Here is a 24928-nt window from a genome sequence, read left to right as displayed (position 1 = left end):
GCGCCGGGACCAGGCCCGAAGCTCAGTCGAACAGCGTGGAGCCCCAGAACGTCGACGTGTCACCGTCGGGAATACCTGGGGGACAGGCGAATACGGCCGAGCTGGTAGGGGTGACGTACTCGTTCATCGCATCGTTGCGCGAGATCGCGTTCTGCATCGGCACGAACTGCGTCACGGGGTTGCGCACGAACGCGATGAAGAACAACCCCGCGTCGAGATGGCCGAAGCCGTCCGAACCGTCGGTGAAGTTGTAGCCGCGACGCAGGATCTCGATGCCGCCCAGGTTCTGCGGCGACGCCAGACGGACATGGGCCACCGGATCGATCAACGGCTTGTCCTTGTCGTCGGTCAGGTCGAGGTCGAGTTCCTCGAACTCGTCGGTCAGCCCCATCGGGGCGCCGCTGCCCTTCTGCCTGCCGATCACCCGCTCCTGCTCGAGCAGCGTGGTGCGGTCCCACTGTTCGATGCGCATCCGGATCCGCCGTGCCACCAGGTAGGTGCCGCCGGTCAGCCACGCCGGCCCGTCGCCGTCGCCGACCCACACGAACCTGTCCAGCTTGTCGGTCTCATCCGAGCGCAGATTGGCCGTTCCGTCCTTGAATCCGAACAGGTTTCGCGGTGTGGTCTGCTCCCGCGTGGTCGACGAGGTGCGGCCGAACCCCAGCTGCGAGTAGCGCACCGCGACGGTGCCGAAGCCGATCCTGGCCAGGTTGCGGATCGCGTGCACGGCCACCTGCGGATCGTTGGCACAGGCCTGCACGACGATGTCGCCGCCGCTGCGGGCCGGATCGATCTTCTCGTTCGGGAACTTCGGCAGGTCGACGAGTTCGGCGGGCCGCTTGTCGGCGATCCCGAACCGGTCCACGCCGTCCTTGACGAAGAACGACGGCCCGAACCCAATGGTCAGCGTCAACTGCGACGGAGGCAAGCCCAGCGCCTCGCCGGTGTCGGTCGGCGGGGAGTACGGGTTCTGGCCGGTGGAGCCGTTCGGGAACGCCTCCTTGCCCTGCGTCATCCGTTCGGCCATCTCGGTCCAGTCGGCCAGCATCTTGACGACGTCGTCGCGGCTCCTGGTGGTCACGTCGAACGTCGCGAAGTGCATCCGGTCCTGGGCTTCGGTGACGATGCCCGCCTGATGCTCGCCGCGGAACGGCACCGCGGTGTCCAGGTAGTTGGGCGTCGAGGCGGCCGACGCGCGGCCGGCCAGTGCTCCCGCACCGGCCGCGCCGACCACCGCCGCGGTGACACCCGCGGCGCCGAAGAGCTTGCGCCGGCTGAGCCCGGACCGCTGTGGTTCGGGCTCGACCGGCGACTCCGGGTCATTGGGGTGCGATGACACCTTGCACCTGGCTTACCTCCTTGCTCAGCGCATCGATCGCGCGCGAGAGCTCCTGTCGTTCAGGCTCAGTCACCTTGTCGTACAGCACGAAACCATCGCCTTCGCGGTACTTCTCCAAGAGGGCTTCGACTTCCTCGAAGCGCTGGTCGACCCGAGTGCCCAGGTCCGGGTTGCGCTCGTCAAGGATCGGGCGCACCGACGCCACCGCGGTCTGCGACCCCTGCAGGTTGGCGTTGAAGTCCCACAGGTCGGTGTGGCTGAAGATGTCCTCTTCACCGGTGATCTTGCTGGTGGCGATCTCGTCGAGCAGACCCTGCGCACCGCCGGCGATCTGGGTGGAGTCCACCGTGAAGTCCGGTGCACTGACCCCGGCCTGCAGCTCCTTGACGTCGGCGACCAGCTGATCGGCGATCTCATTGGTGTCGGGGTGCGGGCCGGTCACCCACAGGTCCTTCTCCAGCCGGTGGAAGCCGGTCCACTTCTGGCCGGGCTCCAGGTCGGCCTCGCGCAGATCGATGCGTGGATCGAGGTCGTCGGGGAACGACTCGGCGACGGGCTCGATGCGCTCGTAGTACACGCGCGAGGTCGGGTACTGCGCCTTGGCGCCCTCGATGTCGCCGGATTTGATGGCCGCCACGAACGCCTCGACGGCCGGGACCAGCGCCTCGACCTGGCTGTTGACGTAGCGCTTGTAGTTGTCGGCGGCCTCTTTGAACTTGCCCTCGGTGTCGATCTGCACCTCGTCGCCGGTGACGGTGAAGTCGCCGCGGATGCCGTCGCCGATCATGCCCGGCTTGCAGGCGGTCTGGTAGGTGCCGGGCTGGCTGAGCTGCACGATCAGCTTGCGCTGCAGGCCGGGGGAGATGTTCTCGACCTCGCCCATCACCCGTTCGCCCTCGCCGTAGACGTAGAACTCGGTGACCTTACTGCCGTTGTTGGTGATGACGAACGTGGTGGCGCCGGTCGTGCCCTCGGTGCCGGACAACTGGCACGAGGTGTCCGACGCCTCCACGGTGATCTCCGAGGAGGCGCCGCCGCCCTCGGACTCGGACGCCGCCGGCGCCTCTTCCTTGGCCTGGCAGCCGGCCAGCGCGAACGCCGCCGTGGCCGCCGCGAGCACTGCGACAGAGGGATGAACCTTCACGTGGTGGACCTTTCGGGAGAGGGATCGGGTGTGGTCGGGGTCTTGCGGGTCGGCGCCGGTGTCGGCCACAAAAACAGCGCCAGCACGACGCCGAGGTAGGCCAGATAACCGACCAGCTGCAGCACGGTCGGGGTCGGTGTGACGTTGAAGATGCCCTGGATGACCTCGCCGTACCAGGACGACCAGTCGAACCAGGTGCTGATGTCGAAGGCTCTGTTGGCCAGGCCGGGAACCCAGCCGACGGTCTGGAGCGCGCCGATGCCGTACGACAGGATGCCCGCCGCGATGACGATCAGGAACACGCCGGTGTAGGTGAAGAATTTCGCGAGGTTGATGCGCAGTGCGCCGCGGTAGATGCCGTAGGCGATAGCACCGGCGACGGCGACGCCGACGATCAGCCCGATCAGCGGCCAGACGGTCTGCGCCTCGGCATAGCCCACCATGAACAGCGCGGTCTCGACGCCTTCGCGGCCGACGGCCAGGAACGCGAGCAGCGTGACCGCCAGTGGTCCGGTCTCCAGCGCGCGGGCCATGTCGCTGCGCAGCTCACCGGAGAGGGAGGCGGCGGCCTTCTTCATCCACAGCACCATGGTCGTGACGATGCCGACCGCGATCAGCGACGCGACGCCGGCGATCGCCTCGGCGGCCAGCCCGGTGATGGTGTTGGACCCGAACTGGATGGTCAGGAACACCGTGACGGTCAGCGCCACGGCGGCGCCGACACCCAACCACACCCAGCGCAGCGCGTCGCGGCGGTCGGATTTGGTCAGGAACGCGACCAGGATCGACACCACGATCGCGGCTTCCAGGCCTTCCCTCAGACCTATGAGTCCGCTGCCAAAAAGCTGTGAGGTGATGTTCGGGGCCGCGTAGTAGGTGGTGACCAGATGGTCGGTGGCAGCACCCATCGAATTGTCCCTCGCTACGCGTCGCCCACTGTGCTTCGGCTATCCAAAGCAAGGTGTGGCTGCCCTCATTTTCAGAGGCGCACCGAGAAATGTACACCCGCGGTCTCCGGCCCGGTGTCAGTCGTCTACTCCGTTGTGCGTGGGAACATGGGCTACGAACCAGAGCGGGTTGAGGGAGTCCGGTGACGCGGGTGCGTGGGCTGCAGGCGGTAGCCGTGATCGGCGCGACAGCGCTGCTCATGGCTTCGAGCTGCTCGTGGCAGCTCGGCACCGTGATTCCCGACGGAGTGCCGCCCCCGCCCGGCGACCCGGTGCCGCAGGTCGACACCTACGCCAAGGGCCGTCCGGCCGATCAGCTGCGCGAATGGGCTGCCGAACGGGCTCCCGCGCTGGGCATCCCGGCCACCGCCTTGGAGGCCTACGCCTACGCGGCGCGGGTGGCCGAGGTGGAGAACCCGGGATGTCACGTGAAGTGGACGACGCTGGCCGGCATCGGTCAGGTGGAGAGTCACCACGGCACCTACCGCGGCGCGACAGTCGCCCCCGACGGTGAGGTGACGCCACCGATCCGCGGTGTGCTGCTCGACGGAACCGGCGGGAACCTGGTGATCATGGATCACGATTCGGTCAGCCACGACCCGGCGATCGAGAACAGGGGCGACGAGCCGTACGCGCGGGCCATGGGGCCGATGCAGTTCATCCCCGAGACGTGGCGGCTTTACGGGGTCGACGCAAACAACGACGGTGACATCAGCGCCGACAACATCGACGACGCGGCGCTGTCGGCGGCCGGCTATCTGTGCTGGCGGGGCAAGGATCTGTCCAAGGCGCGGGGCTGGATGGACGCACTGCGGGCCTACAACCATTCCGACCAGTACGCGCGCACGGTCCGGGACTGGGCGACGGCGTATGCGCAGGGACATCCGCTCTGACCGCACTCGCTGACGGGCCACGATCTAGGCTCAATGCCGAAAACGTCTGAGCAGAGACCAGGAGGCGACAAAGTGCCCATCATCGAGCAGGTCGGTGCCCGCGAGATCCTCGATTCCCGGGGGAATCCGACAGTCGAGGTCGAGGTGGGTCTGCTGGACGGCACGGTGTCCCGTGCCGCGGTGCCCTCCGGCGCTTCCACAGGCGAACACGAGGCGGTCGAGCTGCGCGACGGCGGGTCCCGCTACCTGGGCAAAGGCGTCCAGAAGGCGGTCGAGGCGGTGCTCGACGAGATCGCCCCGGCGGTAATCGGGCTGGGCGCCGACGAGCAGCGCCTCGTCGACCAGGCGCTCGTCGATCTCGACGGCACCCCCGACAAGTCGCGGCTGGGCGCCAACTCGATCCTGGGCGTGTCGCTGGCGGTGGCCAAGGCCGCGGCGCAATCGGCGGAGCTGCCGCTGTTCCGCTACCTCGGCGGTCCCAACGCGCACATCCTCCCGGTGCCGATGATGAACATCATCAACGGCGGCGCGCACGCCGACACCGGCGTCGACGTCCAGGAGTTCATGATCGCGCCGATCGGCGCCCCGAGCTTCAAGGAAGCGCTGCGGTGGGGTGCGGAGGTGTACCACTCGCTGAAGTCGGTGCTCAAGAAGCAGGGCCTGGCCACCGGCCTGGGCGACGAGGGCGGGTTCGCCCCCGACCTGCCCGGCACCACCGCAGCACTCGACCTGATCGCCACCGCCATCGAGGCCGCGGGTCTGAAGGTCGGCTCCGAGGTGGCGCTGGCGCTCGACGTCGCCGCCACCGAGTTCTACACCGCGGGCACCGGTTACGCGTTCGAGAAGGAGACCCGGACCGCCGAGCAGATGGCCGCGTTCTACGAGCAGCTGATCGGGGCGTACCCGCTGGTGTCCATCGAGGATCCGCTGGCCGAGGACGACTGGGACGGCTGGGTCGCGCTGACCGCCGCGATCGGTGACAAGGTGCAGCTGGTCGGCGACGACCTGTTCGTCACCAACCCCGAGCGGCTCGAGGAGGGCATCGAGCGGGGCGCCGCGAACGCGCTGCTGGTCAAGGTGAACCAGATCGGCACGCTGACCGAGACCCTCGACGCGGTGGCGCTGGCCCACAACGCCGGCTACAAGACGATGATGAGCCACCGCAGCGGCGAGACCGAGGACACCACGATCGCCGACCTCGCCGTGGCGGTGGGCAGCGGTCAGATCAAGGCCGGCGCCCCGGCGCGTAGCGAGCGGGTGGCGAAGTACAACCAGCTGCTGCGCATCGAAGAGGAGCTGGGCGACGCGGCCCGCTACGCCGGCGACCTGGCCTTCCCTCGTTTCAGTGTGGAGACCAAATAGCCCGTGCCCGAAGCGAATCGGCCCGACCCGCGCAAGAAAAGCTCTGCGGACGCGAGGAGCAAGAAAGCACCCTCGCCCCGTCCGGGTAAGCCGGGCAAATCCGGTGACTCCGGGCGGGCCAAGCCGCGCAGTGTGTCGGCGCGTCGCGAGACGCGAGGTGCCGACCCGCGGTCCCCGAAGGAGATCGCCGGGCCGGCAACCGATTCCGGGTTCGATGACGGAGACGAGGACAGCGGTGCCGGTTCGATCAGGCAGTCGATCATCTCGTCGGCCGAGCAGGCCGCCGAACAGCGGTTCGGCTCGGCCGCGCGACGGGCGGCCATCCTGGCCGCCCTCGTCTGCGTGCTGACGTTGACGATCGCCGGGCCGGTTCGGACGTACTTCTCGCAGCGCACCGAGATGAAGCAGCTTCAGGCCAGCGAGGCCCAGCTGCGCGAGCAGATCGCCGAACTCGAAGAGCAGAAGGCCAGATTCGCCGATCCGGTGTTCATCGCCGCGCAGGCGCGGGAGCGGTTGGGGTTCGTGATGCCCGGCGAGATCCCGTATCAGGTGCAACTGCCGCCGGGGGCCACCGAGCCGGAGTCCTCGCCTGAAGAGCTGGCCGAAGCCAAGAGCAACGATCCGTGGTACACCACGCTGTGGCACACCATCGCCGATGCGCCGCATGGGATCTCGCCGCCCATGCCGCCCCCGCCGCCCGGCGCGCCGGGCGGCCCCGCACCCGTTCCGGCGCCTCATGGTTGAGCCGACGGATCTGGAGGCGGTCGCGCGGCAGTTGGGCCGGGAGCCGCGCGGCGTGCTGGAGATCGCCTACCGGTGTCCCAACGGCGAGCCCGCGGTGGTCAAGACCGCACCGAGACTGCCTGACGGAACCCCGTTTCCGACGCTGTTCTACCTGACCCATCCCGCGCTGACCGCGGCGGCGAGCCGGCTGGAGTCATCGGGGATGATGCGGGAGATGACCGATCGCCTGGCCGCGGATCCGGAGTTGGCCGCGGCGTACCGGCGGGCGCATGAGTCGTATCTGGCCGAGCGCGACGCGATCGAACCGCTGGGCACCACGTTCTCCGGCGGCGGTATGCCGGACCGGGTCAAGTGCCTGCACGTGGTGATCGCTCATTCCCTGGCCAAGGGGCCGGGCGTGAACCCGTTCGGAGACGAGGCGTTGGCGGTGCTGGCCGCCGAGCCAGCCATGGCGGGGATCCTGGACAGGAAGGTGTGGACGCAGTGAAGAGGGGCGAGCGAGACGCGAAGCGGGATCGCGCATGAGGGTCGGCGCGGTCGACTGCGGAACGAACTCCATTCGCCTGCTGATCGCCGATGTCACCGACGGTGGGGGCGGGTTGCGCGACGTCCACCGCGAGATGCGGATCGTGCGTCTGGGGCAGGGAGTCGACGCGACCGGAGAGTTCGCGCCGGATGCGTTGGCGCGCACCCATGCCGCCCTCTGCGATTACGCCGATTTGATGCGCCGCAACGACGTCGGCGCGGTGCGGATGGTGGCGACATCGGCGGCGCGGGACGTCACCAACCGTGACGAGTTCTTCGCGATGACCTCGGAGGTGCTGGGCGCCGTGGTGCCCGGCGCGGTGGCCGAGGTGATCACCGGCACCGAAGAGGCCGAACTGTCATTCCGCGGCGCGGTGGGTGAACTCGACGCTGCGGCAGGGCCTTTCGTCGTCGTCGATCTCGGAGGCGGCTCGACCGAGGTGGTGCTGGGCTCCGGCCGTTGCGGGCAGGTGGAGGCCTCGTACTCGGCCGACATCGGGTGCGTGCGGTTGACCGAACGGTGCCTGCGCTCCGACCCGCCCACCGACGAGGAGATCGATGCTGCCCGCGCGGTGGTCCGGGAGGCGCTGACCGACGTCGTCGCCGCGGTGCCGGTGGAGCGCGCGCACACCTGGGTGGGGGTGGCGGGCACGATGACCACGCTGGCGGCCCTCGCGCGCAAGCTGACCACCTACGATTCCGACGCCATCCATCTGTCCCGGGTCAGCTTCGACGATCTGCTCCCGGTCTGCGCCGAGCTGCTGGCGATGACGCGCCGGCAGCGCGCCGCGCTGGGGCCCATGCACGAGGGGCGCGTCGACGTCATCGGCGGCGGGGCGTTGATCGTGCAGGAGCTGGCGGCGCTGCTGGGGGAGCGGGCCGGCATCAGCGACCTGGTGGTCAGCGAACACGACATCCTGGACGGGATCGCGCTGTCGATCGCCTGAGACGGCATCGCTTCCGGCCATTGCTGCCCGGCGCCCGGCGGAGGACAATCAGCCCGACGGCGGCGCCGTCACGACGCTGCCTCGTCCGAAGGAGGCGGATAGTGTATGCACGAACAACGACCGTCTGGGGGCGGCCGTCATCGGTCGATGACGGAATCGCCTACATCCGCGGGTCGGTGATGCCCGAGCTGCAGAAGTTGCACGGGTTCATCGGTTTCTCGCTGCTCGCCGACCGGAAATCGGGCCGATGCATCGCCACCAGCGCCTGGCAGACGGAGGAGGCGATGCGTGCCAGCGCACCACTGGTCCGCGAGGTGCGTGACCGCGCGGCGCAGATCCTGGGCGGCAACGTGGAGATGGCGGACTGGGAGATCGCCGTCATGCACCGCCACCACGAGAGCGCCGAAGGCGCCTGCGTGCGGGTCAGCTGGGCCAAGATCGACCCGAGCCATGTCGACTCCGGGATCGACATCTTCCGGAATCAGGTATTGCCGGCCCTCGACGAACTCGAAGGGCATTGCAGCACAAGCCTGTTGGTGAACAGGGAAATGGCAAGGGCGGTGGTGTCGTCGGCCTACGACAGCGCAGAAGCGCTACAGCGGCACCGGTCCCAGCTCGACCGGCTGCGGGACGCGACCGTGGAACAGGCGGGCGCAGAAGTGCTGGAGGAGGGCGACTTCGAGTTGGCGATCGCGCACCTGAGGGTGCCCGAACTGGTCTGAGATCCTCATTGCGGGGCCGGGCGGCGCAGTCGTGCGCGCCGCTTGGTCGGATCGTGCTGACCGGCCAGTGTCACCGCCAGCAGCACCATCACCGATCCGAGACCCAGGTGCAGCCAGTTGCTGGCGGCGTTGAGCGGGATCACGCGTGCGTCGCTGCCGACTTCGACGAACGTGCCGTACAGCCACAGCCCGATGTACAGCACACCGCCGGCCAGCAGGTACGCCCGCGACCCCGCGTACGAGCGGGCGAAATAGAAGCCCGCCGCACCGACGACCAGGTGAGCGAGGTTGAGCAGCATCGACACGGTGAATGTGCCGAACAAACGGGCCCCGGAATGTTGACCGAACCAGCCGAGCTGGTCGAGTCCGGACGTCACGCCGGGCACGAACCCCAGCACGCCGAGGATGGCGAGCACGGACGCCACGATCATCGCCGCACCCTGTACCGCCATGTATTTCGGGGCCGCCGACGACATGACCCGCCTCCTTCCGCACACGCTGATCGACGAGCGTGCTCGGGAGATACCCATCCTCGGCGGGCCGTAACACGCCGCCGGCGGGGTCAGGGTCGCAGGATGGGGCCCAGCGCGTCGAGCACGGACGGATCCTCGATGGTCGACGGCACCGGTTCGTCCCGGCCGGCGGCCAGCCCGCGCATCGTCTTGCGCAGGATCTTGCCCGAGCGTGTCTTCGGCAGCGCCGGCACCACGTCGACGACCTTGAACGCCGCCACGGCGCCGATCTCGTCGCGCACAAGCTGCACGAGTTCCTCGGCCAGCCCGTCGACGTTCGCGCCGGCCTTGACCACGACGAGACCGCGCGGCGCCTGGCCTTTGATCTCGTCGGCGACGCCGATCACGGCACACTCGGCCACCGCCGGATGGGTCGCCAGCACCTCCTCGATCGCGCCGGTGGACAAGCGGTGCCCGGCGACGTTGATGACGTCGTCGATCCGTCCCATCACGAACAGGTAGCCGTCTTCGTCGAAATGGCCGCCGTCACCGGTGAGGTAGAAGCCGGGGTGCTCGGTCAGGTACGACGCCTGGTAGCGGTCGTCGGCGTTCCACAGCGTGGGCAGCGTGCCGGGCGGCAGCGGCAGCTTGATGCAGATCGCTCCTTCCTCTCCCGGGGCGCACTCGTGTCCGTGGTCGTGCAGGATGCGCACGTCGTAGCCGGGCATCGGCACGGTGGGGGAGCCGGCTTTGAGCGGAAGTTGTTCCGTACCCATCGGATTCGCGGCGATCGGCCAGCCCGTCTCGGTCTGCCACCAGTGGTCGACGACCGGGATGCCGAGTTTCTCCGACGCCCAGTGGTAGGTGTCGGGGTCGAGGCGTTCGCCTGCCAGGAACAGGTACTTCAGCCCGGACAGGTCGTAGTCGTCCAGATACTTGCCGTGTGGGTCTTCCTTGCGGATGGCGCGGATCGCCGTCGGTGCGGTGAACAGCGCCTTGACCCCGTGCTCGGAGGCCACCCGCCAGAACGCCCCCGGGTCGGGGGTGCCGACCGGCTTGCCCTCGTAGAGCACCGTGGTGGCGCCGAGCAGCAGCGGCGCGTAGACGATATAGGAGTGGCCGACCACCCAGCCCACGTCCGAAGCGGCCCAGAACACGTCACCGGGGTCGATGTCGTAGATGTGGCGCATGGTCCACAGCAGCGCCACCGCGTGCCCGCCGTTGTCGCGGACGATGCCCTTGGGCTTGCCGGTGGTGCCGGAGGTGTACAGCACGTACAGCGGGTCGGTGGCCGCCACCGGCACCGCGTCGACCGGTTCGGCGTCGGCCATCACGTCCGACCACGCCAGGTCCCGGCCGTCGACCAGGTCGCACTGCAGTCGGTCCCGCTGCACCACCACGCAGTGCTTGGGCGGGTGGGCGACCATCCCGATCGCGGCGTCGAGCAGCGGCTTGTACTCGACGCAGCGCGACGGCTCGATGCCGCACGACGCCGACACGATCACCGTCGGGCGCACGTCGTCGATGCGGACCGCCAGCTCATGGGGGGCGAAGCCGCCGAACACCACCGAATGCACCGCGCCCAGACGCGCGCAGGCCAGCATCGCGATGACGGCCTCGGGGATCATCGGCATGTAGATCACCACCCGGTCGCCCTTGCCGACGCCGAGGCCGCGCAGCACACCGGCGAACCGCGCGGTCTGATCGAGCAGTTCGGCGTAGGTGTAGGTGCGTTTGGTGTCGGTGACCGCCGAGTCGTAGATCAGTGCGGGCTGATCGGCGCGGCCGTCGGCGACGTGCCGGTCCAGCGCGTTCGCGCTGGTGTTGAGCTCGGCATCGGGAAACCATCGGTAGAGCGGCGGGTTGCCGTCATCGAGGATGCGCTCGGGCGGCCGTGTCCACGTCACGGCGCGGGCTGCGTCTTTCCAGAACGCGATCGCGTCGTTGATGCTGGCGTCGAAGAGGTCGCGATACCCGGGCATAGGAGCACCGTAGTACCTGCCGATTACTCTCTGGAACATGACGAACCAACCCCCGCCGATCGACGGGGTGCGCCGCAGCCGCGTCACCGCCCGAGGCGTCGATTTCCACGTGACCGAGGCCGGTCCCGAGAACGGCAGGCCGGTGTTGGCACTGCACGGCTGGCCGCAGCACCACTGGGCCTACCGTTCGCTGCTCGCCGACCCGCCTGAGGGGCTGCGCATCATCGCGCCCGACCTGCCGGGCTACGGATGGTCTGGGCCGGCCCCGCACAAATGGGCCAAGGAGGACGTGGTCAGCGACCTCGTGGCGCTGATGGACGCCATGGGCCTGGACCGGGTGCTGCTCGTCGGCCATGACTGGGGCGGCTACATCGGCCACCTGCTCACGCTGCGGGTACCTGAACGCGTCGACGCCTACCTGGCGCTGAACATCGCCCACGTGTGGGTGCCGCCGAAGGCGATGGCGCCGCACCTGTGGCGGTTCCTGCTCTACCAGCCGTTCGTGGCGTCGGTGGGGGTGCCGCTGCAGCGCCGCACCCCGTACCTGGAGAAGCTGATCTTCCGGGTGGCGGCCAAGATGGATCCGCAGACGGCGCGGGTGTATGCCGACCGCTTCCGGGATCCGGTGGTGGCCCGGACGGCCCGCGACACCTACCGCACGTTCCTGACCAAGGAGGTGCCTGCCGGTGTGCGCAACGGTGAGCGCCGATGGTCGACGGTGCCGACGCGGGTGTTGTTCGGCCGCAAGGACACCGCGATCCACCCGGATCTCGCCGCGGCGGAGACGGCGCGGGCCGACGACTACAAGATCGAGGTCGTCGACGGAGGGCATTTCATTCTCGACGAGCAGCCAGACCTGGTGCGCGCCAAGCTGATCGCGCTGGCCGAGGAATTCCCCGCCACGTCCCCCGCGGAATAGCATTCCTGGTCGCGAAATCGCCTGCGGCAACAGCCAGGAACGCTATTCCGCGGGGGCACTGGGCGCTACTGCTGGAAGCGGTAGCCCATGCCGGCTTCGGTGAGCAGGTGCACCGGGTGTGACGGGTCGTCTTCGAGCTTGCGCCGCAGTTGCGCCAGGTACACCCGCAGGTAGTGGGTCTCCTTGGCGTAAGCCGGTCCCCACACCTCTTTGAGCAGTTCCTCTCGGCCGACCAGCTTGCCGCGGTGTCGCACGAGCATTTCCAGCATGCCCCACTCGGTCGGCGTCAGGTGCACCTCGACGCCGTTCTTGGTGACCTTCTTCGCCGCGAGGTCGACGGTGAACGACGCCGTCTCGACGACGGGCTCGTCCGTGTCGGCGGCGACGGTGCCACGACGCACCGCTGCCCGTAGGCGGGCCAGAAATTCGTCCATGCCGAAGGGTTTGGTGACGTAGTCGTCGGCGCCGGCGTCGAGTGCCTCCACCTTGTCGGTCGAGTCGCTGCGCGCGGACAGCACGATCACCGGCGCCGAGAGCCACCCCCGCAGACCGGCGAGCACCTCGATGCCCGACATGTCGGGCAGCCCGAGATCGAGCACGATCACGTCGGGCTTGTGATCGGCGGCGGTCTTGAGCGCCTCGGCTCCGGTGGCCGCGGTGTACACCGCATAGCCGCGCACCGACAGGTTGATCCGCAGCGCCCGCAGGATCTGCGGCTCATCGTCGATGACCAGGACTCGGGTCTTGACCGAGTTCATCGCGATGCCGCCAGGTCGATCTCGATGGTCAACCCGCCGCCGGGGGTGTCGGTCGCCGAGATGGTGCCGCCCATCGCCTCGACGAAACCTCGGGCCACCGAAAGACCAAGTCCGACACCGCTGCTGGTGTCCTGATCGCCGAGCCGCTGGAACGGCGCGAACAGCTCGTCCTCGGCGCCGCGCGCGAGCCCCGGCCCCTCGTCGGCGACGGCGATCAGGACGCGGTCGCCGACCTGCCCCGCCGTGACCCGCACCGGGCCGTCAGGGGCGTAGCGCAGCGCATTGTCGATCACGTTGGCCAGCACCCGCTCCAGCAGGCCGCTGTCGGCCATCACCACCGAGTCGCCGACCTCCACCTTGACCCGGTCCAGCCCTGCCCGTAAACCCGTGCTGCTGCGGCTGATTCCGAGCAGCGCGCGCGGCACCGCCTCCTCCAGATACACCGACTGCAGCTGCGGACGCACCACCCCGGCTGCGAGCCGGGAGGAGTCCAACAGGTTGCCGACCAGGCCCGACAGTTGATCGATCGACTCCTCCACGGTGGCCAGCAGCTCGGCGGTGTCGTCGGGGGAGAACCCGACGTCCTCACCGCGCAGGCTCGACACCGCGGCCTTGGCGGCGGCCAGCGGCGTGCGCAGGTCATGGCTGACCGCCGACAGCAGTGAGCGGCGCAGTTCGTCGGCCCGCGCGATCGCCTGCGCCCGGTCGGCTTCCTCGGTGAGTTCGTGCTGCCTGGCCAAACCTGCGGCCTGGTTGGCGACGGCGCTGAGCACCCGGCGGTCCCTGGCGTCGAGTTTGCGCCCCGCGAGCAGTAACCAGAATTCCTCGGGGTCGTCCTTGGAGCCGACTTCGATGGCCGTGTCGGCGGACCCGGGCGTCATGCACGGTTCGGCGCCGGCGCAGCCGACCACCTCGCCGGCGCCGGCTTCGCCGCGGACCAGGGTCACCGACCGCTGTGAGTAGGCCTCGCGCACGCGTTCGAGCAGCGTGTCCAGGTCGGCGCCGCGCAACACCGCCCCGGCGAACATGGCCAGTAATTCGGCCTCGCGCGCCGCGCGGCGGGACTCCCGCGCCCGGTTGGCCGCGCTGTCGACGAGTGCGGCGACCGCGACGGCCACCACGAGCAGCACCACGATCGTGATCGCACTGTCAGGCTCGGCGATGGTGAATGTGTGCCGCGGATCGACGAGGAAGAAGTTGAGCAGCGCACCGGAGAGCACGGCCGAAAGCGCGGCCGGCGCCACTCCGCCGAGCAGCGCGACGACCAGGACGCCGATGAAGAACATCGCGCTCTCGCCACCGATGCCGAGCAACGGGTCGAGCAGCAGGACGGTGGCCGCGCAGATGACGGAGGGAACAGCCAGTGCGGCCAGCCACGAGACGGCGTGACGTTGCCGAGGAGTCACTCTGGCCCGGAGCGGCTCGGCGCCGGCCTGCTCGTGGGTCACCATGTGTACGTCGATGCGGCCCGACTTCTGCACGACGGCCGCGCCGATGCCCTCGTCGAAGATCCGCGCCCACCGGGAGCGTCTGGACGTGCCGAGCACCAGCTGGGTGGCGTTCATCTCTCTGGCGAAGTCGAGCAGGGCGTCCGGCACCCCACCGGCGCCGTCACCGACGACGGTGTGGAGCGTCGCACCGAGACTGGCTGCGAGCTCTCGGATCTTCCCCATTCGGGCCTCTGATGCCCCGGACAGCCCGTCGCCGCGGATCACGTGCACGACCATCAGTTCGGCGCTGGCCTTCGAGGCGATACGAGACGCTCTGCGCACCAACGTTTCCGACTCTGGACCGCCGGTCACGGCGACCACGACGCGTTCCCGGGCCTCCCAGGTGTCGGTGATCTTGTTGTCGGCCCGGTACTTCTCCAGCGCGGCGTCGACCTGGTCGGCCAGCCACAGCAGCGCCAGCTCCCGCAGCGCGGTGAGATTGCCGCGGCGAAAGTAGTTGGACAGGGCCGCGTCGATCCGTTCGGGAGCGTACACGTTTCCGTGGGCGAGCCTGCGCCGCAACGCTTCCGGGGTGATGTCGACCAGCTCCACCTGGTCGGCGGCCCGCACCACCTCGTCGGGGACCTTCTCCTGCTGTTCGATGCCGGTGATCTGGGTGACGACGTCGTTGAGGCTCTCCAGGTGCTGGACGTTGACGGTGGTGATCACGGTGATGCCGGCGTCGAGGAGTTCCTCGATGTCCTGCCAGCGTTTCGGGTTTCGGCTGCCGGGGGTGTTGGTGTGGGCGAGCTCGTCGACCAGGACCACCTGCGGACTGCGCCGGAGCACCGCCTCGACGTCGAGTTCGGGGAAGCTCCGACCGCGGTACTCGATGAGCTTCGGGGGCACCGCCTCGATACCGGCGAGCAGTTCGGCGGTCTTGCTGCGGCCGTGGGTCTCCACCACCGCGGCGACCAGGTCGGTGCCGCGTTCCAGCCGCCGGTGCGCTTCGCCGAGCATCGCGTACGTCTTACCGACGCCCGGCGCGGCGCCCAGGTAGATGCGCAGCTCTCCGCGCTTCGACCGGCACGCTGATGTCACCACAGGTTCATCATCCACGCCGCGTCACGTCCCGTTCGCGGTGTTTGCATCCAGCGCCAGATTCAGCTCAAGCACGTTGACCCGTGGTTCACCGAGGAAGCCCAGCGTGCGGCCCTCGGTGTGCTCGGCGATCAGCGCCCGCACCTGCTCGGCACTCATGCCGCGGGCGGCGGCGACACGATTCACCTGCAGGTCGGCGTAAGCCGGTGAGATGTGCGGGTCGAGCCCACTGCCGCCGGCGGTGACGGCGTCGGCCGGCACCGGCGGGTCGGCCGACGCCGTTCCGCGCACAGGTACCAGTTGGCCGGTGCGGTAATCCTCACCTGCGGCCGCACAACGCACCCGGACTCCCCGGTAGTCGGCGACGAACGGCGTCGCCGTGGTCGCGCACGGCTCGTTCACGCTGACCACCGTGGTGGGGCGGACGACGTCGCCTGCGGCGTCGCGGGGACCGATCACCGACAGCACCGCGCCCACCCCGTTTTCCGTGCAGTACGGGCGGGCGCCGCTGACCCCGTCCAGTTCGCCGGTCGTGGCGCTGCGTGAGCACACCAACGTGAGCAGGCTCGGTGTGCCGGGCTGATCGACGATGCTCTCCGGGCCCAGGTTGCTCGCGCCACTGGCCATCGGGTCGTAGCCGTCTCCGGCCGCCGACGGCCGTCCTTGGAAGTACTGCGGCAACGGGTTGCCGTCGGCATCGGTGTAGGACTGGCCGATGAGGCTGCTGCCGACCGGCCCTGCCCCCACGTGGAGCATCGAACCGTCGGCCCTGTCGGACAGGAACGGCGCCTGGGCGATCAGCCAGATCAGTACCGGATAGCCGATGCCCAGCACGGCGGTGAAGACCAGCAGTGCGCGCAGCGCGGCCCAGTGCTGCCGAAAGGTGTTGAACAGGTTCATGATCACATTCCTGGAAGGAGTTGGACGACGAGGTCGATCAGTTTGATGCCCAAGAACGGTGCGACGATTCCGCCGAGCCCGAAGAGGTACAGGTTGCGACTCAACAGCTTCGACGCACTGCTCGGGGTGTAGCGAACCCCTCTGAGCGACAGGGGAATCAACGCGACGATGATGATCGCGTTGAAGATCACCGCGGACAGGATCGCCGACTGCGGGCTGTGTAGTCGCATGATGTTCAGCAGCTCCAGGCCCGGGAAAAGGCCGACGAACAGAGCGGGGATGATCGCGAAGTACTTCGCGATGTCGTTGGCGATCGAGAACGTGGTCAGCGCGCCGCGGGTGATCAGCAACTGCTTACCGATCTCGACGATCTCGATCAGCTTGGTCGGGTCCGAGCCGAGATCGACCATGTTGCCGGCCTCCTTGGCCGCGGAGGTGCCGGTGTTCATCGCCACCCCGACATCGGCCTGCGCGAGTGCGGGCGCGTCGTTGGTACCGTCACCGGTCATCGCGACCAGTCGCCCCCCGGCCTGCTCCTTTTTGATCAGTGCCATCTTGTCTTCCGGGGTGGCTTCGGCGAGGAAGTCGTCGACCCCGGCCTCGTCGGCGATGGCTTTGGCGGTCAACGGATTGTCGCCGGTGATCATCACCGTCCGGATGCCCATGCGCCGCATCTCGTCGAAGCGTTCCCGCATGCCGTGCTTGACGACGTCTTTGAGATGGATGACCCCGAGCACCCTGGCGTCTTCGCCTTCCCGGATCTCACCGACGACCAGCGGGGTGCCACCGGCGGCCGAGATTTCGTCGACGACGGGGCCGAGTTCGGTGGGCACGGTGCCGCCTTCGGATCGCACCCATTCGGCAACGGCCGTGGCTGCCCCCTTGCGGAGTCGGTGCCCGTCGACGTCGACCCCTGACATCCTGGTGGTGGCGGAGAACTCGATCCAGACAGCACGTGCGAGTTCCCCGGGTTGGCGCGCCCGCAACCCGTGCTCCTGTTTGGCGAACACGACGATCGACCGGCCTTCCGGTGTCTCGTCGGCCAGGCTGGAAAGCTGCGCGGCGTCGGCCAGTGCTTCCGGCGTCACACCGGGTAGCGGGACGAATTCCGCGGCCTGCCGGTTGCCCAGCGTGATGGTGCCGGTCTTGTCGAGCAGCAGGGTGTTGACGTCGCCGGCGGCTTCCACGGCACGACCGGACATGGCGAGCACATTGCGCTGCACGAGACGGTCCATGCCGGCGATGCCGATGGCACTGAGCAGGGCACCGATCGTGGTCGGGATCAGGCACACCAGCAGCGACACCAGGACGATGCCGGTGACCCCGTTTCCGTTGAGCGCCAGGCTGTCCGGCACACCGGGATTGTTGGCCTTCGAGTAGATCGCCAGCGGCTGCAGGGTTGCGACGGCGAACACGAAGATGATGGTCAACGCGGCGAGCAGGATGTTCAACGCGATCTCGTTGGGGGTCTTCTGCCGGTTGGCGCCTTCGACCAGAGCGATCATCCGGTCGATGAAGCTCTCACCCGGCTTCTGGGTGATCCGGACGACGATCCGGTCCGACAGCACGGTGGTTCCGCCGGTGACCGCCGACCGGTCACCACCCGATTCCCGGATGACGGGCGCAGATTCACCGGTGATGGCCGACTCATCCACCGACGCAATGCCTTCCACGACGTCGCCGTCTCCGGGGATGACCTGTCCGGCCTCGACCACGACGAGGTCGCCCTGACAGAGCAGCGGCGCGGCGACCTGCTCTTCGCCCCCCGAGCCGGTGATCCGTCGGGCCATCGTGTCCGTCTGCGCTCTGCGCAGGCTGGAGGCCTGAGCCTTGCCGCGCCCCTCGGCGACGGCCTCGGCGAGATTGGCGAAGACCACCGTCAACCACAGCCAGACCACGATCAACCACGCGAACCACGACGGGTCGATGAAGGCCAGGACGGTGCTCCACACCGCGCCGATCTCGACGATGAACATCACCGGATTGCGCCACAGCGTGCGGGGGTCGAGCTTGCGGATCGCGTCCGGCAGAGAGGTCCACAGCATCTTCGGGTCGAGCAGTCCGCCGCCGACCTTGGCGGTGGAGCCGGCCCCGGCATGCTTTCGGCGGGCGGCGTCGACGGTGGTGACGGTCATGAGTGGAGTCCTTCGGCGAGGGGTCCAAGCGCGAGCATGGGCAGGAACGTCAGGGCGACCAGGATCAGCGTCACGCCGGCGACCATGCCGACGAACTGCGGCCGGTGGGTGGGCAGAGTTCCCGCCGATTCCGGTGTCTTGCCCTGTCTGGCGAGCGCGCCCGCCAGCGCCAGCACGACGATGATGGGCAGGAACCGGCCCACGATCATGGCCAGGCCGAGCGCGGTGTTGTACCAGGTGGTGTTCACACTGATGCCGGCGAACGCGGAACCGTTGTTGTTGGCCGCCGACGTGAACGCGTAGAGCACCTCGGACAGGCCGTGCGGTCCGGTGTTGAGCATGGCGTCCCGCTGGCCCGGCAGGGCCATGGCCGAAGCGGTCCCGGCCAGCACGATCAACGGCGAGATCAGGAAATACATTGCGGCCAGCTTGATCTCGCGCGGTGTGATCTTCTTGCCGAGATACTCCGGGGTGCGCCCGACCATCAGGCCGGCGATGAACACGGTGATGATCGCCAGGATCAGCATGCCGTACAGACCGGAACCGACTCCGCCGGGCGCCACCTCGCCGAGCATCATGTTCAGCATCGGCATCATGCCACCGAGGCTGGTGTACGAGTCGTGGAACGAGTTCACCGCCCCGGTCGACGTCAGCGTGGTCGCCGCGGCGAACACCGCCGAATTCGCCACTCCGAAACGCTGTTCCACGCCTTCCATGGATGCGCCCACAGCGGTGGGCACGGTGCCGTGGTGCTGCACCTGGAAGAACATCGTCAGGCTGACGCTGACCAGCGCGATGAGGGCCATGACCGCGACGATCGCCACACCCTGTCGGCGGCTGCCGACCATGCGGCCGAACGTCCGGGGCAGCGAGAATGCGATGACGCTGAGCAGGAAGATCTCGACCCAGTTCGTCCACGCGGTGGGATTCTCGAACGGGTGTGACGAGTTGGCGTTGAAGAACCCGCCGCCGTTGGTGCCGAGTTCCTTGATGACCTCCTGGCTGGCCACCGGGCCGCCGGGGATGGTCTGCTGCGCCCCGGCCAGGGTGGTCACCACCTGGTCGTGCAGTGCGAAGTTCTGCACCACCCCGCCCGAGATCAGGATGACGGCCCCGATGACGCACGCCGGCAACAGGATTCGGAAGGTGCCGCGTACCAGGTCAACCCAGAAGTTGCCGAGTTGGGCGGTGCTGCTGCGCGCCAGGCCGCGCACGAGGGCGATGGCGACCGCCATCCCGACGGCAGCCGAGACGAAGTTCTGCACCGTGAGCCCGGCCATCTGCACGAGGTGACCCTGGGTCGATTCGCCCGAGTAGGCCTGCCAGTTGGTGTTGGTGACGAAACTGACCGCGGTGTTCCACGCCAGCGCGGGTGTCATCGGGGTGCCCGGGTCGGTCAGCGCGAGCGGCAGTCTGCCCTGCACCAGCTGCAGGACGAACAGGAACAGCAGACTCACCGCGGAGAACGCAAGCACGCTGCGCGCGTAGGAGCCCCACGTCTGTTGGGCGCCGGAATCGGCGCCGATGAGCCGGTATACCGCGCGCTCGGCGCGGGAATCGCGTGCCGTGTTGTACACGCGGTAGATGTAGTCGCCGAGCGGTACGTGCACCGCGGCCAGCGCGACGACGAGCGAGACCAGGAACAGGATCCCGGCGAGTTCGGCGCTCACTAGAACCTCTCCGGGAACAGCAGAGCCGCGAACAGGAACACCGCGATCGACGTCGCCAGTGCCAGGCCGATCAGGTTCTGCGTCACAGCCCTTCCATCCACTTCTGCACGGCGCCGAGGACGGCGAAGATCGCCACCGTCAGCGCGACATAGGTCACCACGGAGATCACGATTGTCAGCACCCCTGCTCGTTTACGCCTCCGCCCCAGTGGCGGATCGCGAAGGCCAAGGTATGGCCGTGCAGCGGCCCGTGAGCTGCGCGTTGACGGTTTCTTGACGGGGGAGTGGGGCGTTTTTACGCCCTCCATGCGAACCTCAGAGCGCCGTCAAAGTCTGGGAGTCTTCCGTCAGGATGCCGTGCGGATCGGCGAGTGCTGCCAGGGTGCGCGGGTACACCGAATTGATGACTCTCCTGGACGTGCCGTCCTCCCCGCACCGGCTGCCCGCCTCGGTGCACTGTGTGCGACGCATCCTCGCGATGGCCGGATGCGGTCTGCCGGCGACCGTACTGCGGGACCCGGCTGTCGCGGCGTGCGTGCGTGCCCGCGGTCTCACCGTGACGGCCTGCGGGGCGCAGGAATTGGCGGCGGTGCAGGCCGGCGGTGTGCGCCCACGCCAGGTGATGCTGCGGTGCGATCGGCACGCCGGCACCATCCGCCGCGCGGCGGCGCTCGGCGTGACGCGCTTCGTCGTGTCGACCGAGCGGCACGTCGGTGTGCTGGCCACCTGCCCGGAGCCGACGAAACACGTCTATCTCGACGAACGGGGTCCCGCCGTGCTGGGTGAGCGGCGACTCGATGTGGTCGGAATGCACGCCGACGTCGACGGTTTCGGCGATCCCGCGCAGTGGGGCGCGGCCGCCGAACGGGTGCTGAACCACACCGCTGTGCTGCGCGACTGCGGGTTGAACCTGACCCGGATCAGCCTGTCCGGCGGGTCGGCCGGGATTTGGCTCGGGGGGCACACACGACAGCTGCGCCGGATTGCGGCGGCGGTGGACGACGCGCTGGACGAGGGTTGCGCCCGGTGGCGGTTACCGCGCCCCGCGGTGGTGCTGACACCGCTGACGCGGTGACCGGGCCGATCGCGTCAAGGCCCGACGACTCCGCGGCGCAGCTATGACGGCGGCATCTCGTGGGTGACGGCCCGGTAACCACGGGCGCCGGCGCGCTGAAGGGCTGCCCGGACGATACCGACGATCAGCCCCTGGATCGCCGCCGCGGTGATGACCGTCTTGGTCGACTGGGTCAGGTCCTTGGGGTCGGGCGGCTCCGGATCGTTGTCACCGACGCGCTTCCAGACCTGTCCGAAGATGGCCCCGGCGAGCAGTCCGCCGCCGACGCCGGTGGCCACCGACAGCGGCGTGTACAGCGATCTCGCGATCTTGCTCATCGTCACTCCAATGTGTATGCGGCACAGATGTGTATGCGGTGCGGGCACGCTTGCCCAGCGTCTACCCAGGTGGGCACCGGCCAAACCTGGCACGTGCGCACTCGGCTGGTGGGAGGATCGCGAGGTGGACGCCGAGCGAACGGCCGACGAAGCGGACTGGGACCCCCGTAACCGACCCCGGGAGACCGAGACCGAGCGTCTGGACCGCAATTGGGCAAGCTTGCTCCAGGAGTTGCGGGTGGTGCAGACCGGAGTGCAACTGCTGACGGGCTTTTTGCTCACCCTGCCGTTCCAGCAGCGTTTCGACATTCTCGGCGAGTCGATGCAGGGAGTCTTCCTGGCGACGGTGTGTGCGGCGGTGGCGTCGACCGCCCTTCTGATCGCCCCGGTGGGGATGCACCGGCTGCTGTTTCGCCGTCACCGCCTGGACGCGCTGGTCCGGGCGGCGCACCGGTGCGCCTACGCGGGGTTGGTGCTGCTGGCGCTCGCGGTGACCGGGGTGACGGTCATCATCTTCGACGCGGTGGCAGGTCTCGGCCCGGCACTGACCGCGGGCGCCTTCGCGCTGGTGTTGTTCATCGTGTTCTGGCTGGCGCTGCCGCTGGCCATGCGCAACGGCAACCGGCAGCCGCCGACTCCGTAGTTTGGGGGCCCGTAGTTTCGGGGGCCGGTCGCCGGGTACGCACGCGCCGTGAGTGATGACGTGACACCTGATGCAGTGATCCCGTACCCCGGTGAAACCGGGGACATGTCACCGAAGCCGCGCGACGAGATGCGCGACTACGTGGGCACCGGCCAGCTGGCGGGCAAACGGGCGCTGATCACCGGGGGAGACTCGGGCATCGGCCGGGCCGTCGCGATCGCGTTCGCCAAGGAGGGCGCCGACGTCGCGATCGCTTACCTGAGCGAAGAGGACGACGCCGCGCACACGGCGTCGCTGATCGAAGAAGCCGGACAGCGGGCGATCCGGCTGCCGGGCGACTTGGCCGACCCGGCGCAATGCCGTGCGGTGGTGGAAGAGACCGTCAAACAGCTGGGCGGACTGGACATCGTCGTCAACAATGTGGCGTTTCAGTCGCCGGCGTCGGACCTGACGGAGATCAGCGACGAGCAATGGCGGCGCACCTTCGCGGTGAACATCGACAGCTTCTTCTACGTCACCAAGGCCGCCCTGCAGCACCTGCCCGACGGGTCTGCGATCATCAACACCGGTTCCATCAACGGGTTGCGCGGCAACAAGACCCTGATCGACTACTCGGCCACCAAGGGTGCGGTGATCGCGCTGACCTACTCGTTGGCGCAGTCGCTGGCCGACCGCAATATTCGCGTCAATTGCGTTGCACCGGGCCCGGTCTGGACTCCACTGATCCCGGCGACAATGGACGCCGAGAAGACCGAGTCCTTCGGAGAGCAGGTGCCGATGGGACGCGCGGCCCAACCCGACGAGATCGCACCGTCCTACGTCTTCTTCGCGTCCTCACGGATGTCCTCGTACTACAGCGGCGAGGTGCTCGCCCCGATCGGCGGCGAAACACTGCCCGGCTGAGCCCGATTCACCACAACGGCCGCCACTGCGGGAAAGTGGCGGCCGTTGTGGTGAACCGGTATTCGGTGCGTGCCCTCAGGAACGCTTGGCGAACACGGCGCCGAGCGCGTCCTTGGCGCGGTCGAGGACGGAGGCGAACGGGCCGGCGGCGAAGTTCGCGGCCGCGGACTCCACGCCCGGGTGGGGATGGGTCGGCGCGATGCGCTCGGCGACGGCGACGGCGTCGGCGAGCTTGGCCAGTTCGTCGTCACCGACGGCCGCCTCCAGGGCGGTGAACTCCAACTCTTCCTCGTTCTTGGCGTGCTCGAGCACGGCGGCCTGGAGGTGGATCAGCGACTTGCTGAATTCGGCGCTGTCGATCGGGAGTTTCTCGATGTCGCGCAGCAGCACCTTGGCGTCGTGCTCCTCGACGAGGCGCTCGTCGACGATCTGCGCCCCGCCCTCGGCCTTGCGCCGGACGCGGGGGTGCACGACCATCTCCTCGGCGGTCTCGTGCACCGCCAGCATGGTGCGCAGGCGGGTGAAGGCGTCCTGCCGGGACGCCGCGTCGGCGGCGTCGAGGGTCTCGATGAACAACGCCTTGAGGTCTCGTGTTGCGACTTGAGGTAGTCGACGACGTCCCGGGCCGATCCGATTGTCGGTGCGGTCACGTGAATCTCCTTGGTGAAACTGGAAGTTGGGCTGTCGAGGCGCGCATCGTTGGAGAGCGCCTCGTCGGGATCGATACCCGGCACGACGTGCCGGAAAACCCCTCCGCCGTAGTGTCGAACCGGGTTTGGGTCGGCCCCCACCGGGTAGTGACGGGATCATGAAGGCAGTGACCTGGCATGGCAAGCGGGATGTACGTGTCGACACCGTCCCGGATCCGTCGATCGAAGAACCCACCGATGCGATCATCGAGGTGACGTCGACCAATATCTGTGGTTCCGACCTGCATCTTTACGAGGTGCTCGGAGCATTCATGAACGAAGGTGACATTCTCGGCCATGAGCCGATGGGTGTCGTGCGCGAGGTGGGCAGCGCTGTGTCGAACCTGGCCGTAGGGGACCGGGTGGTCATCCCGTTCCAGATCTCCTGCGGGCACTGTTTCATGTGCGACCAGAAGCTGTACACCCAGTGCGAGACCACACAGGTGCGCGACAAGGGCATGGGCGCGGCGCTGTTCGGCTATTCCGAGCTGTACGGTTCGGTGCCCGGCGGACAGGCTGAGTATCTGCGCGTGCCGCAGGCCCAGTTCACCCACATCAAGGTGCCGGACGGTCCGCCGGACTCGCGGTTTGTCTACCTCTCGGATGTGCTTCCCACCGCGTGGCAGGCGGTCGCGTACGCGGGTGTGCCCGACGGTGGAACCGTCACCGTGCTGGGGCTGGGTCCCATCGGTGACATGGCCGCGCGCATCGCCCAGCACATGGGCTACCAGGTGTTCGGGGTCGACCTGGTGCCCGAGCGCCTCGCTCGCGCCACCGCGCGCGGTATCCATGCGATCGACCTGAACAACGTCGACGGCTCGGTCGGCGACGAGGTCCGTCGTCTCACCGGCGGACGCGGGAGCGACTCCGTGATCGACGCGGTCGGTATGGAGGCGCACGGTTCGCCGGTGGCCAAGTTGGTCCAGCAGGCCGCGTCGTTGCTGCCCGACGCCCTCGCGAAACCGATCATGGAGAAGGCCGGTGTGGACCGACTCGAAGCGCTTTACACCGCGATCGACTGTGTGCGTCGAGGAGGCACGCTCTCACTGATCGGCGTCTACGGCGGCATGGCCGACCCGATGCCGATGCTGACCCTGTTCGACAAGCAGATCCAGCTGCGGATGGGTCAGGCCAACGTCAAGAAGTGGGTCGACGACATCATGCCGTTGCTGACCGACTCCGATCCGCTGGGCGTGGACACCTTTGCCACGCACACCCTGCCGCTGGACGAGGCGCCGCACGCCTACAAGATCTTCCAGGAGAAGGCCGACGGCGCAGTCAAGGTTGTCTTACAGCCCTGAGCTGGAGTGACTGTGTGTGAGTGGGGAACTG

Annotated in this window: 24 protein-coding genes and 1 pseudogene; 11 read left to right on the top strand and 14 right to left on the bottom strand. The window is 68.3% G+C overall.

Annotated features, from left to right (window positions below):
* Positions 1 to 22 precede the first annotated feature (22 nt).
* The 3 genes from efeB to efeU are packed head-to-tail and all read right to left on the bottom strand — an operon-like array spanning position 23 to position 3391.
* Positions 23 to 1339 (bottom strand): iron uptake transporter deferrochelatase/peroxidase subunit, encoded by a 1317-nt coding sequence (gene efeB / locus KXD97_RS01215; protein ID WP_260755076.1) that lies wholly within the window; start codon positions 1337 to 1339, stop codon positions 23 to 25.
* Complete coding sequence (gene efeO / locus KXD97_RS01210) at positions 1320 to 2483, bottom strand: iron uptake system protein EfeO (protein ID WP_260755075.1); 1164 nt, start codon at positions 2481 to 2483, stop codon at positions 1320 to 1322. The genes efeB and efeO overlap by 20 nt, the downstream gene beginning before the upstream one ends.
* Positions 2480 to 3391 carry an iron uptake transporter permease EfeU gene (gene efeU / locus KXD97_RS01205; protein WP_260755074.1) on the bottom strand — a complete coding sequence of 304 codons (912 nt, stop codon included), beginning with the start codon at positions 3389 to 3391 and terminating at the stop codon, positions 2480 to 2482. The genes efeO and efeU overlap by 4 nt, the downstream gene beginning before the upstream one ends.
* Before the next feature lie 239 nt (positions 3392 to 3630).
* Here efeU and KXD97_RS01200 point away from each other — a divergent pair, with 239 nt between their 5' ends.
* The 6 genes from KXD97_RS01200 to KXD97_RS01175 all read left to right on the top strand — a co-directional run bounded on the left by KXD97_RS01200 (position 3631) and on the right by KXD97_RS01175 (position 8623).
* A complete protein-coding gene (locus KXD97_RS01200) occupies positions 3631 to 4323 on the top strand; it encodes a lytic transglycosylase domain-containing protein (protein ID WP_396885562.1) in 693 nt (230 codons plus the stop codon).
* 72 nt (positions 4324 to 4395) lie between these two features.
* A complete protein-coding gene (gene eno / locus KXD97_RS01195) occupies positions 4396 to 5685 on the top strand; it encodes a phosphopyruvate hydratase (protein WP_260755072.1) in 1290 nt (429 codons plus the stop codon).
* Between the two features lie 3 nt (positions 5686 to 5688).
* Positions 5689 to 6429 (top strand): septum formation initiator family protein, encoded by a 741-nt coding sequence (locus KXD97_RS01190; RefSeq protein ID WP_260755071.1) that lies wholly within the window; start codon positions 5689 to 5691, stop codon positions 6427 to 6429.
* A complete protein-coding gene (locus tag KXD97_RS01185) occupies positions 6422 to 6916 on the top strand; it encodes a DUF501 domain-containing protein (protein WP_260755070.1) in 495 nt (164 codons plus the stop codon). The genes KXD97_RS01190 and KXD97_RS01185 overlap by 8 nt, the downstream gene beginning before the upstream one ends.
* Positions 6917 to 6950: 34 nt before the next feature.
* Positions 6951 to 7901, top strand: coding sequence for a Ppx/GppA phosphatase family protein (locus tag KXD97_RS01180; protein ID WP_260755069.1), 951 nt, complete (start codon positions 6951 to 6953; stop codon positions 7899 to 7901).
* A 101-nt stretch (positions 7902 to 8002) separates the two neighbouring features.
* Positions 8003 to 8623 (top strand): hypothetical protein, encoded by a 621-nt coding sequence (locus KXD97_RS01175; RefSeq protein ID WP_260755068.1) that lies wholly within the window; start codon positions 8003 to 8005, stop codon positions 8621 to 8623.
* 5 nt (positions 8624 to 8628) lie between these two features.
* Here KXD97_RS01175 and KXD97_RS01170 read toward each other — a convergent pair whose 3' ends face one another.
* Positions 8629 to 9099 carry a DUF4383 domain-containing protein gene (locus KXD97_RS01170; RefSeq protein ID WP_260755067.1) on the bottom strand — a complete coding sequence of 157 codons (471 nt, stop codon included), beginning with the start codon at positions 9097 to 9099 and terminating at the stop codon, positions 8629 to 8631.
* 86 nt (positions 9100 to 9185) lie between these two features.
* Positions 9186 to 11057, bottom strand: a complete 1872-nt coding sequence (locus KXD97_RS01165; RefSeq protein WP_260755066.1) for a propionyl-CoA synthetase — start codon at positions 11055 to 11057, stop codon at positions 9186 to 9188.
* 37 nt (positions 11058 to 11094) lie between these two features.
* Here KXD97_RS01165 and KXD97_RS01160 point away from each other — a divergent pair, with 37 nt between their 5' ends.
* A complete protein-coding gene (locus tag KXD97_RS01160; RefSeq protein ID WP_260755065.1) occupies positions 11095 to 11976 on the top strand; it encodes an alpha/beta fold hydrolase in 882 nt (293 codons plus the stop codon).
* A gap of 65 nt (positions 11977 to 12041) precedes the next feature.
* Here KXD97_RS01160 and KXD97_RS01155 read toward each other — a convergent pair whose 3' ends face one another.
* The 7 genes from KXD97_RS01155 to KXD97_RS33250 are packed head-to-tail and all read right to left on the bottom strand — an operon-like array spanning position 12042 to position 20151.
* Positions 12042 to 12734 (bottom strand): response regulator, encoded by a 693-nt coding sequence (locus KXD97_RS01155; RefSeq protein WP_260755064.1) that lies wholly within the window; start codon positions 12732 to 12734, stop codon positions 12042 to 12044.
* Entirely contained in the window at positions 12731 to 15283 is a 2553-nt protein-coding gene (locus KXD97_RS01150) for a sensor histidine kinase KdpD (RefSeq protein ID WP_260755063.1), read from the bottom strand. Before KXD97_RS01150 ends, KXD97_RS01155 begins: the two co-directional genes overlap by 4 nt.
* Before the next feature lie 6 nt (positions 15284 to 15289).
* Positions 15290 to 16165, bottom strand: a complete 876-nt coding sequence (locus KXD97_RS01145; RefSeq protein ID WP_260755062.1) for a potassium-transporting ATPase subunit C — start codon at positions 16163 to 16165, stop codon at positions 15290 to 15292.
* Between the two features lie 2 nt (positions 16166 to 16167).
* Positions 16168 to 18300: a potassium-transporting ATPase subunit KdpB gene (gene kdpB / locus KXD97_RS01140; RefSeq protein WP_260755061.1), complete on the bottom strand. Its 2133-nt coding sequence runs from the start codon at positions 18298 to 18300 to the stop codon at positions 16168 to 16170.
* Positions 18297 to 19970, bottom strand: coding sequence for a potassium-transporting ATPase subunit KdpA (gene kdpA, locus KXD97_RS01135; protein WP_260755060.1), 1674 nt, complete (start codon positions 19968 to 19970; stop codon positions 18297 to 18299). The genes kdpB and kdpA overlap by 4 nt, the downstream gene beginning before the upstream one ends.
* Positions 19970 to 20071, bottom strand: coding sequence for a potassium-transporting ATPase subunit F (locus tag KXD97_RS01130; protein WP_260755059.1), 102 nt, complete (start codon positions 20069 to 20071; stop codon positions 19970 to 19972). The genes kdpA and KXD97_RS01130 overlap by 1 nt, the downstream gene beginning before the upstream one ends.
* Entirely contained in the window at positions 20053 to 20151 is a 99-nt protein-coding gene (locus KXD97_RS33250; RefSeq protein ID WP_396884639.1) for a potassium-transporting ATPase, read from the bottom strand. The genes KXD97_RS01130 and KXD97_RS33250 overlap by 19 nt, the downstream gene beginning before the upstream one ends.
* Positions 20152 to 20372: 221 nt before the next feature.
* Here KXD97_RS33250 and KXD97_RS01125 point away from each other — a divergent pair, with 221 nt between their 5' ends.
* Entirely contained in the window at positions 20373 to 21044 is a 672-nt protein-coding gene (locus KXD97_RS01125) for a hypothetical protein (RefSeq protein ID WP_260755058.1), read from the top strand.
* Positions 21045 to 21085: 41 nt separating this feature from the next.
* Here KXD97_RS01125 and KXD97_RS01120 read toward each other — a convergent pair whose 3' ends face one another.
* Positions 21086 to 21361 carry a DUF4235 domain-containing protein gene (locus KXD97_RS01120; RefSeq protein ID WP_260755057.1) on the bottom strand — a complete coding sequence of 92 codons (276 nt, stop codon included), beginning with the start codon at positions 21359 to 21361 and terminating at the stop codon, positions 21086 to 21088.
* A gap of 124 nt (positions 21362 to 21485) precedes the next feature.
* Here KXD97_RS01120 and KXD97_RS01115 point away from each other — a divergent pair, with 124 nt between their 5' ends.
* Positions 21486 to 22004 carry a DUF6328 family protein gene (locus tag KXD97_RS01115; protein WP_260755056.1) on the top strand — a complete coding sequence of 173 codons (519 nt, stop codon included), beginning with the start codon at positions 21486 to 21488 and terminating at the stop codon, positions 22002 to 22004.
* Positions 22005 to 22109: 105 nt separating this feature from the next.
* Positions 22110 to 22907, top strand: coding sequence for an SDR family oxidoreductase (locus tag KXD97_RS01110; protein ID WP_260758262.1), 798 nt, complete (start codon positions 22110 to 22112; stop codon positions 22905 to 22907).
* Between the two features lie 75 nt (positions 22908 to 22982).
* On the opposite strand, the pseudogene KXD97_RS01105 reads toward KXD97_RS01110, so the two are convergent.
* Positions 22983 to 23557 (bottom strand): annotated as a pseudogene (locus KXD97_RS01105) (hemerythrin domain-containing protein).
* Positions 23558 to 23715: 158 nt separating this feature from the next.
* On the opposite strand from KXD97_RS01105, the gene KXD97_RS01100 reads away from it, so the two are divergent.
* Positions 23716 to 24897, top strand: coding sequence for a zinc-dependent alcohol dehydrogenase (locus KXD97_RS01100; protein ID WP_260755055.1), 1182 nt, complete (start codon positions 23716 to 23718; stop codon positions 24895 to 24897).
* Positions 24898 to 24928: the final 31 nt, after the last annotated feature.

Source organism: Mycobacterium sp. SMC-8 (assembly GCF_025263565.1).
GTDB lineage: Bacteria > Actinomycetota > Actinomycetes > Mycobacteriales > Mycobacteriaceae > Mycobacterium.
This window is presented reverse-complemented; position numbering and strand designations above follow the sequence as displayed.

Coding starts and splice junctions, on each gene's coding strand:
- efeU (WP_260755074.1), bottom strand. CDS start 3,391: ATGGGTGCTGCCACCGACCATCTGGTCACCACCTACTACGCGGCCCCG.
- KXD97_RS01200 (WP_396885562.1), top strand. CDS start 3,631: ATGGCTTCGAGCTGCTCGTGGCAGCTCGGCACCGTGATTCCCGACGGA.
- KXD97_RS01185 (WP_260755070.1), top strand. CDS start 6,422: ATGGTTGAGCCGACGGATCTGGAGGCGGTCGCGCGGCAGTTGGGCCGG.
- KXD97_RS01180 (WP_260755069.1), top strand. CDS start 6,951: ATGAGGGTCGGCGCGGTCGACTGCGGAACGAACTCCATTCGCCTGCTG.
- KXD97_RS01170 (WP_260755067.1), bottom strand. CDS start 9,099: ATGTCGTCGGCGGCCCCGAAATACATGGCGGTACAGGGTGCGGCGATG.
- KXD97_RS01165 (WP_260755066.1), bottom strand. CDS start 11,057: ATGCCCGGGTATCGCGACCTCTTCGACGCCAGCATCAACGACGCGATC.
- KXD97_RS01160 (WP_260755065.1), top strand. CDS start 11,095: ATGACGAACCAACCCCCGCCGATCGACGGGGTGCGCCGCAGCCGCGTC.
- KXD97_RS01155 (WP_260755064.1), bottom strand. CDS start 12,734: ATGAACTCGGTCAAGACCCGAGTCCTGGTCATCGACGATGAGCCGCAG.
- KXD97_RS01145 (WP_260755062.1), bottom strand. CDS start 16,165: ATGAACCTGTTCAACACCTTTCGGCAGCACTGGGCCGCGCTGCGCGCA.
- kdpB (WP_260755061.1), bottom strand. CDS start 18,300: ATGACCGTCACCACCGTCGACGCCGCCCGCCGAAAGCATGCCGGGGCC.
- KXD97_RS01125 (WP_260755058.1), top strand. CDS start 20,373: ATGACTCTCCTGGACGTGCCGTCCTCCCCGCACCGGCTGCCCGCCTCG.
- KXD97_RS01120 (WP_260755057.1), bottom strand. CDS start 21,361: ATGAGCAAGATCGCGAGATCGCTGTACACGCCGCTGTCGGTGGCCACC.
- KXD97_RS01110 (WP_260758262.1), top strand. CDS start 22,110: ATGTCACCGAAGCCGCGCGACGAGATGCGCGACTACGTGGGCACCGGC.
- KXD97_RS01100 (WP_260755055.1), top strand. CDS start 23,716: ATGAAGGCAGTGACCTGGCATGGCAAGCGGGATGTACGTGTCGACACC.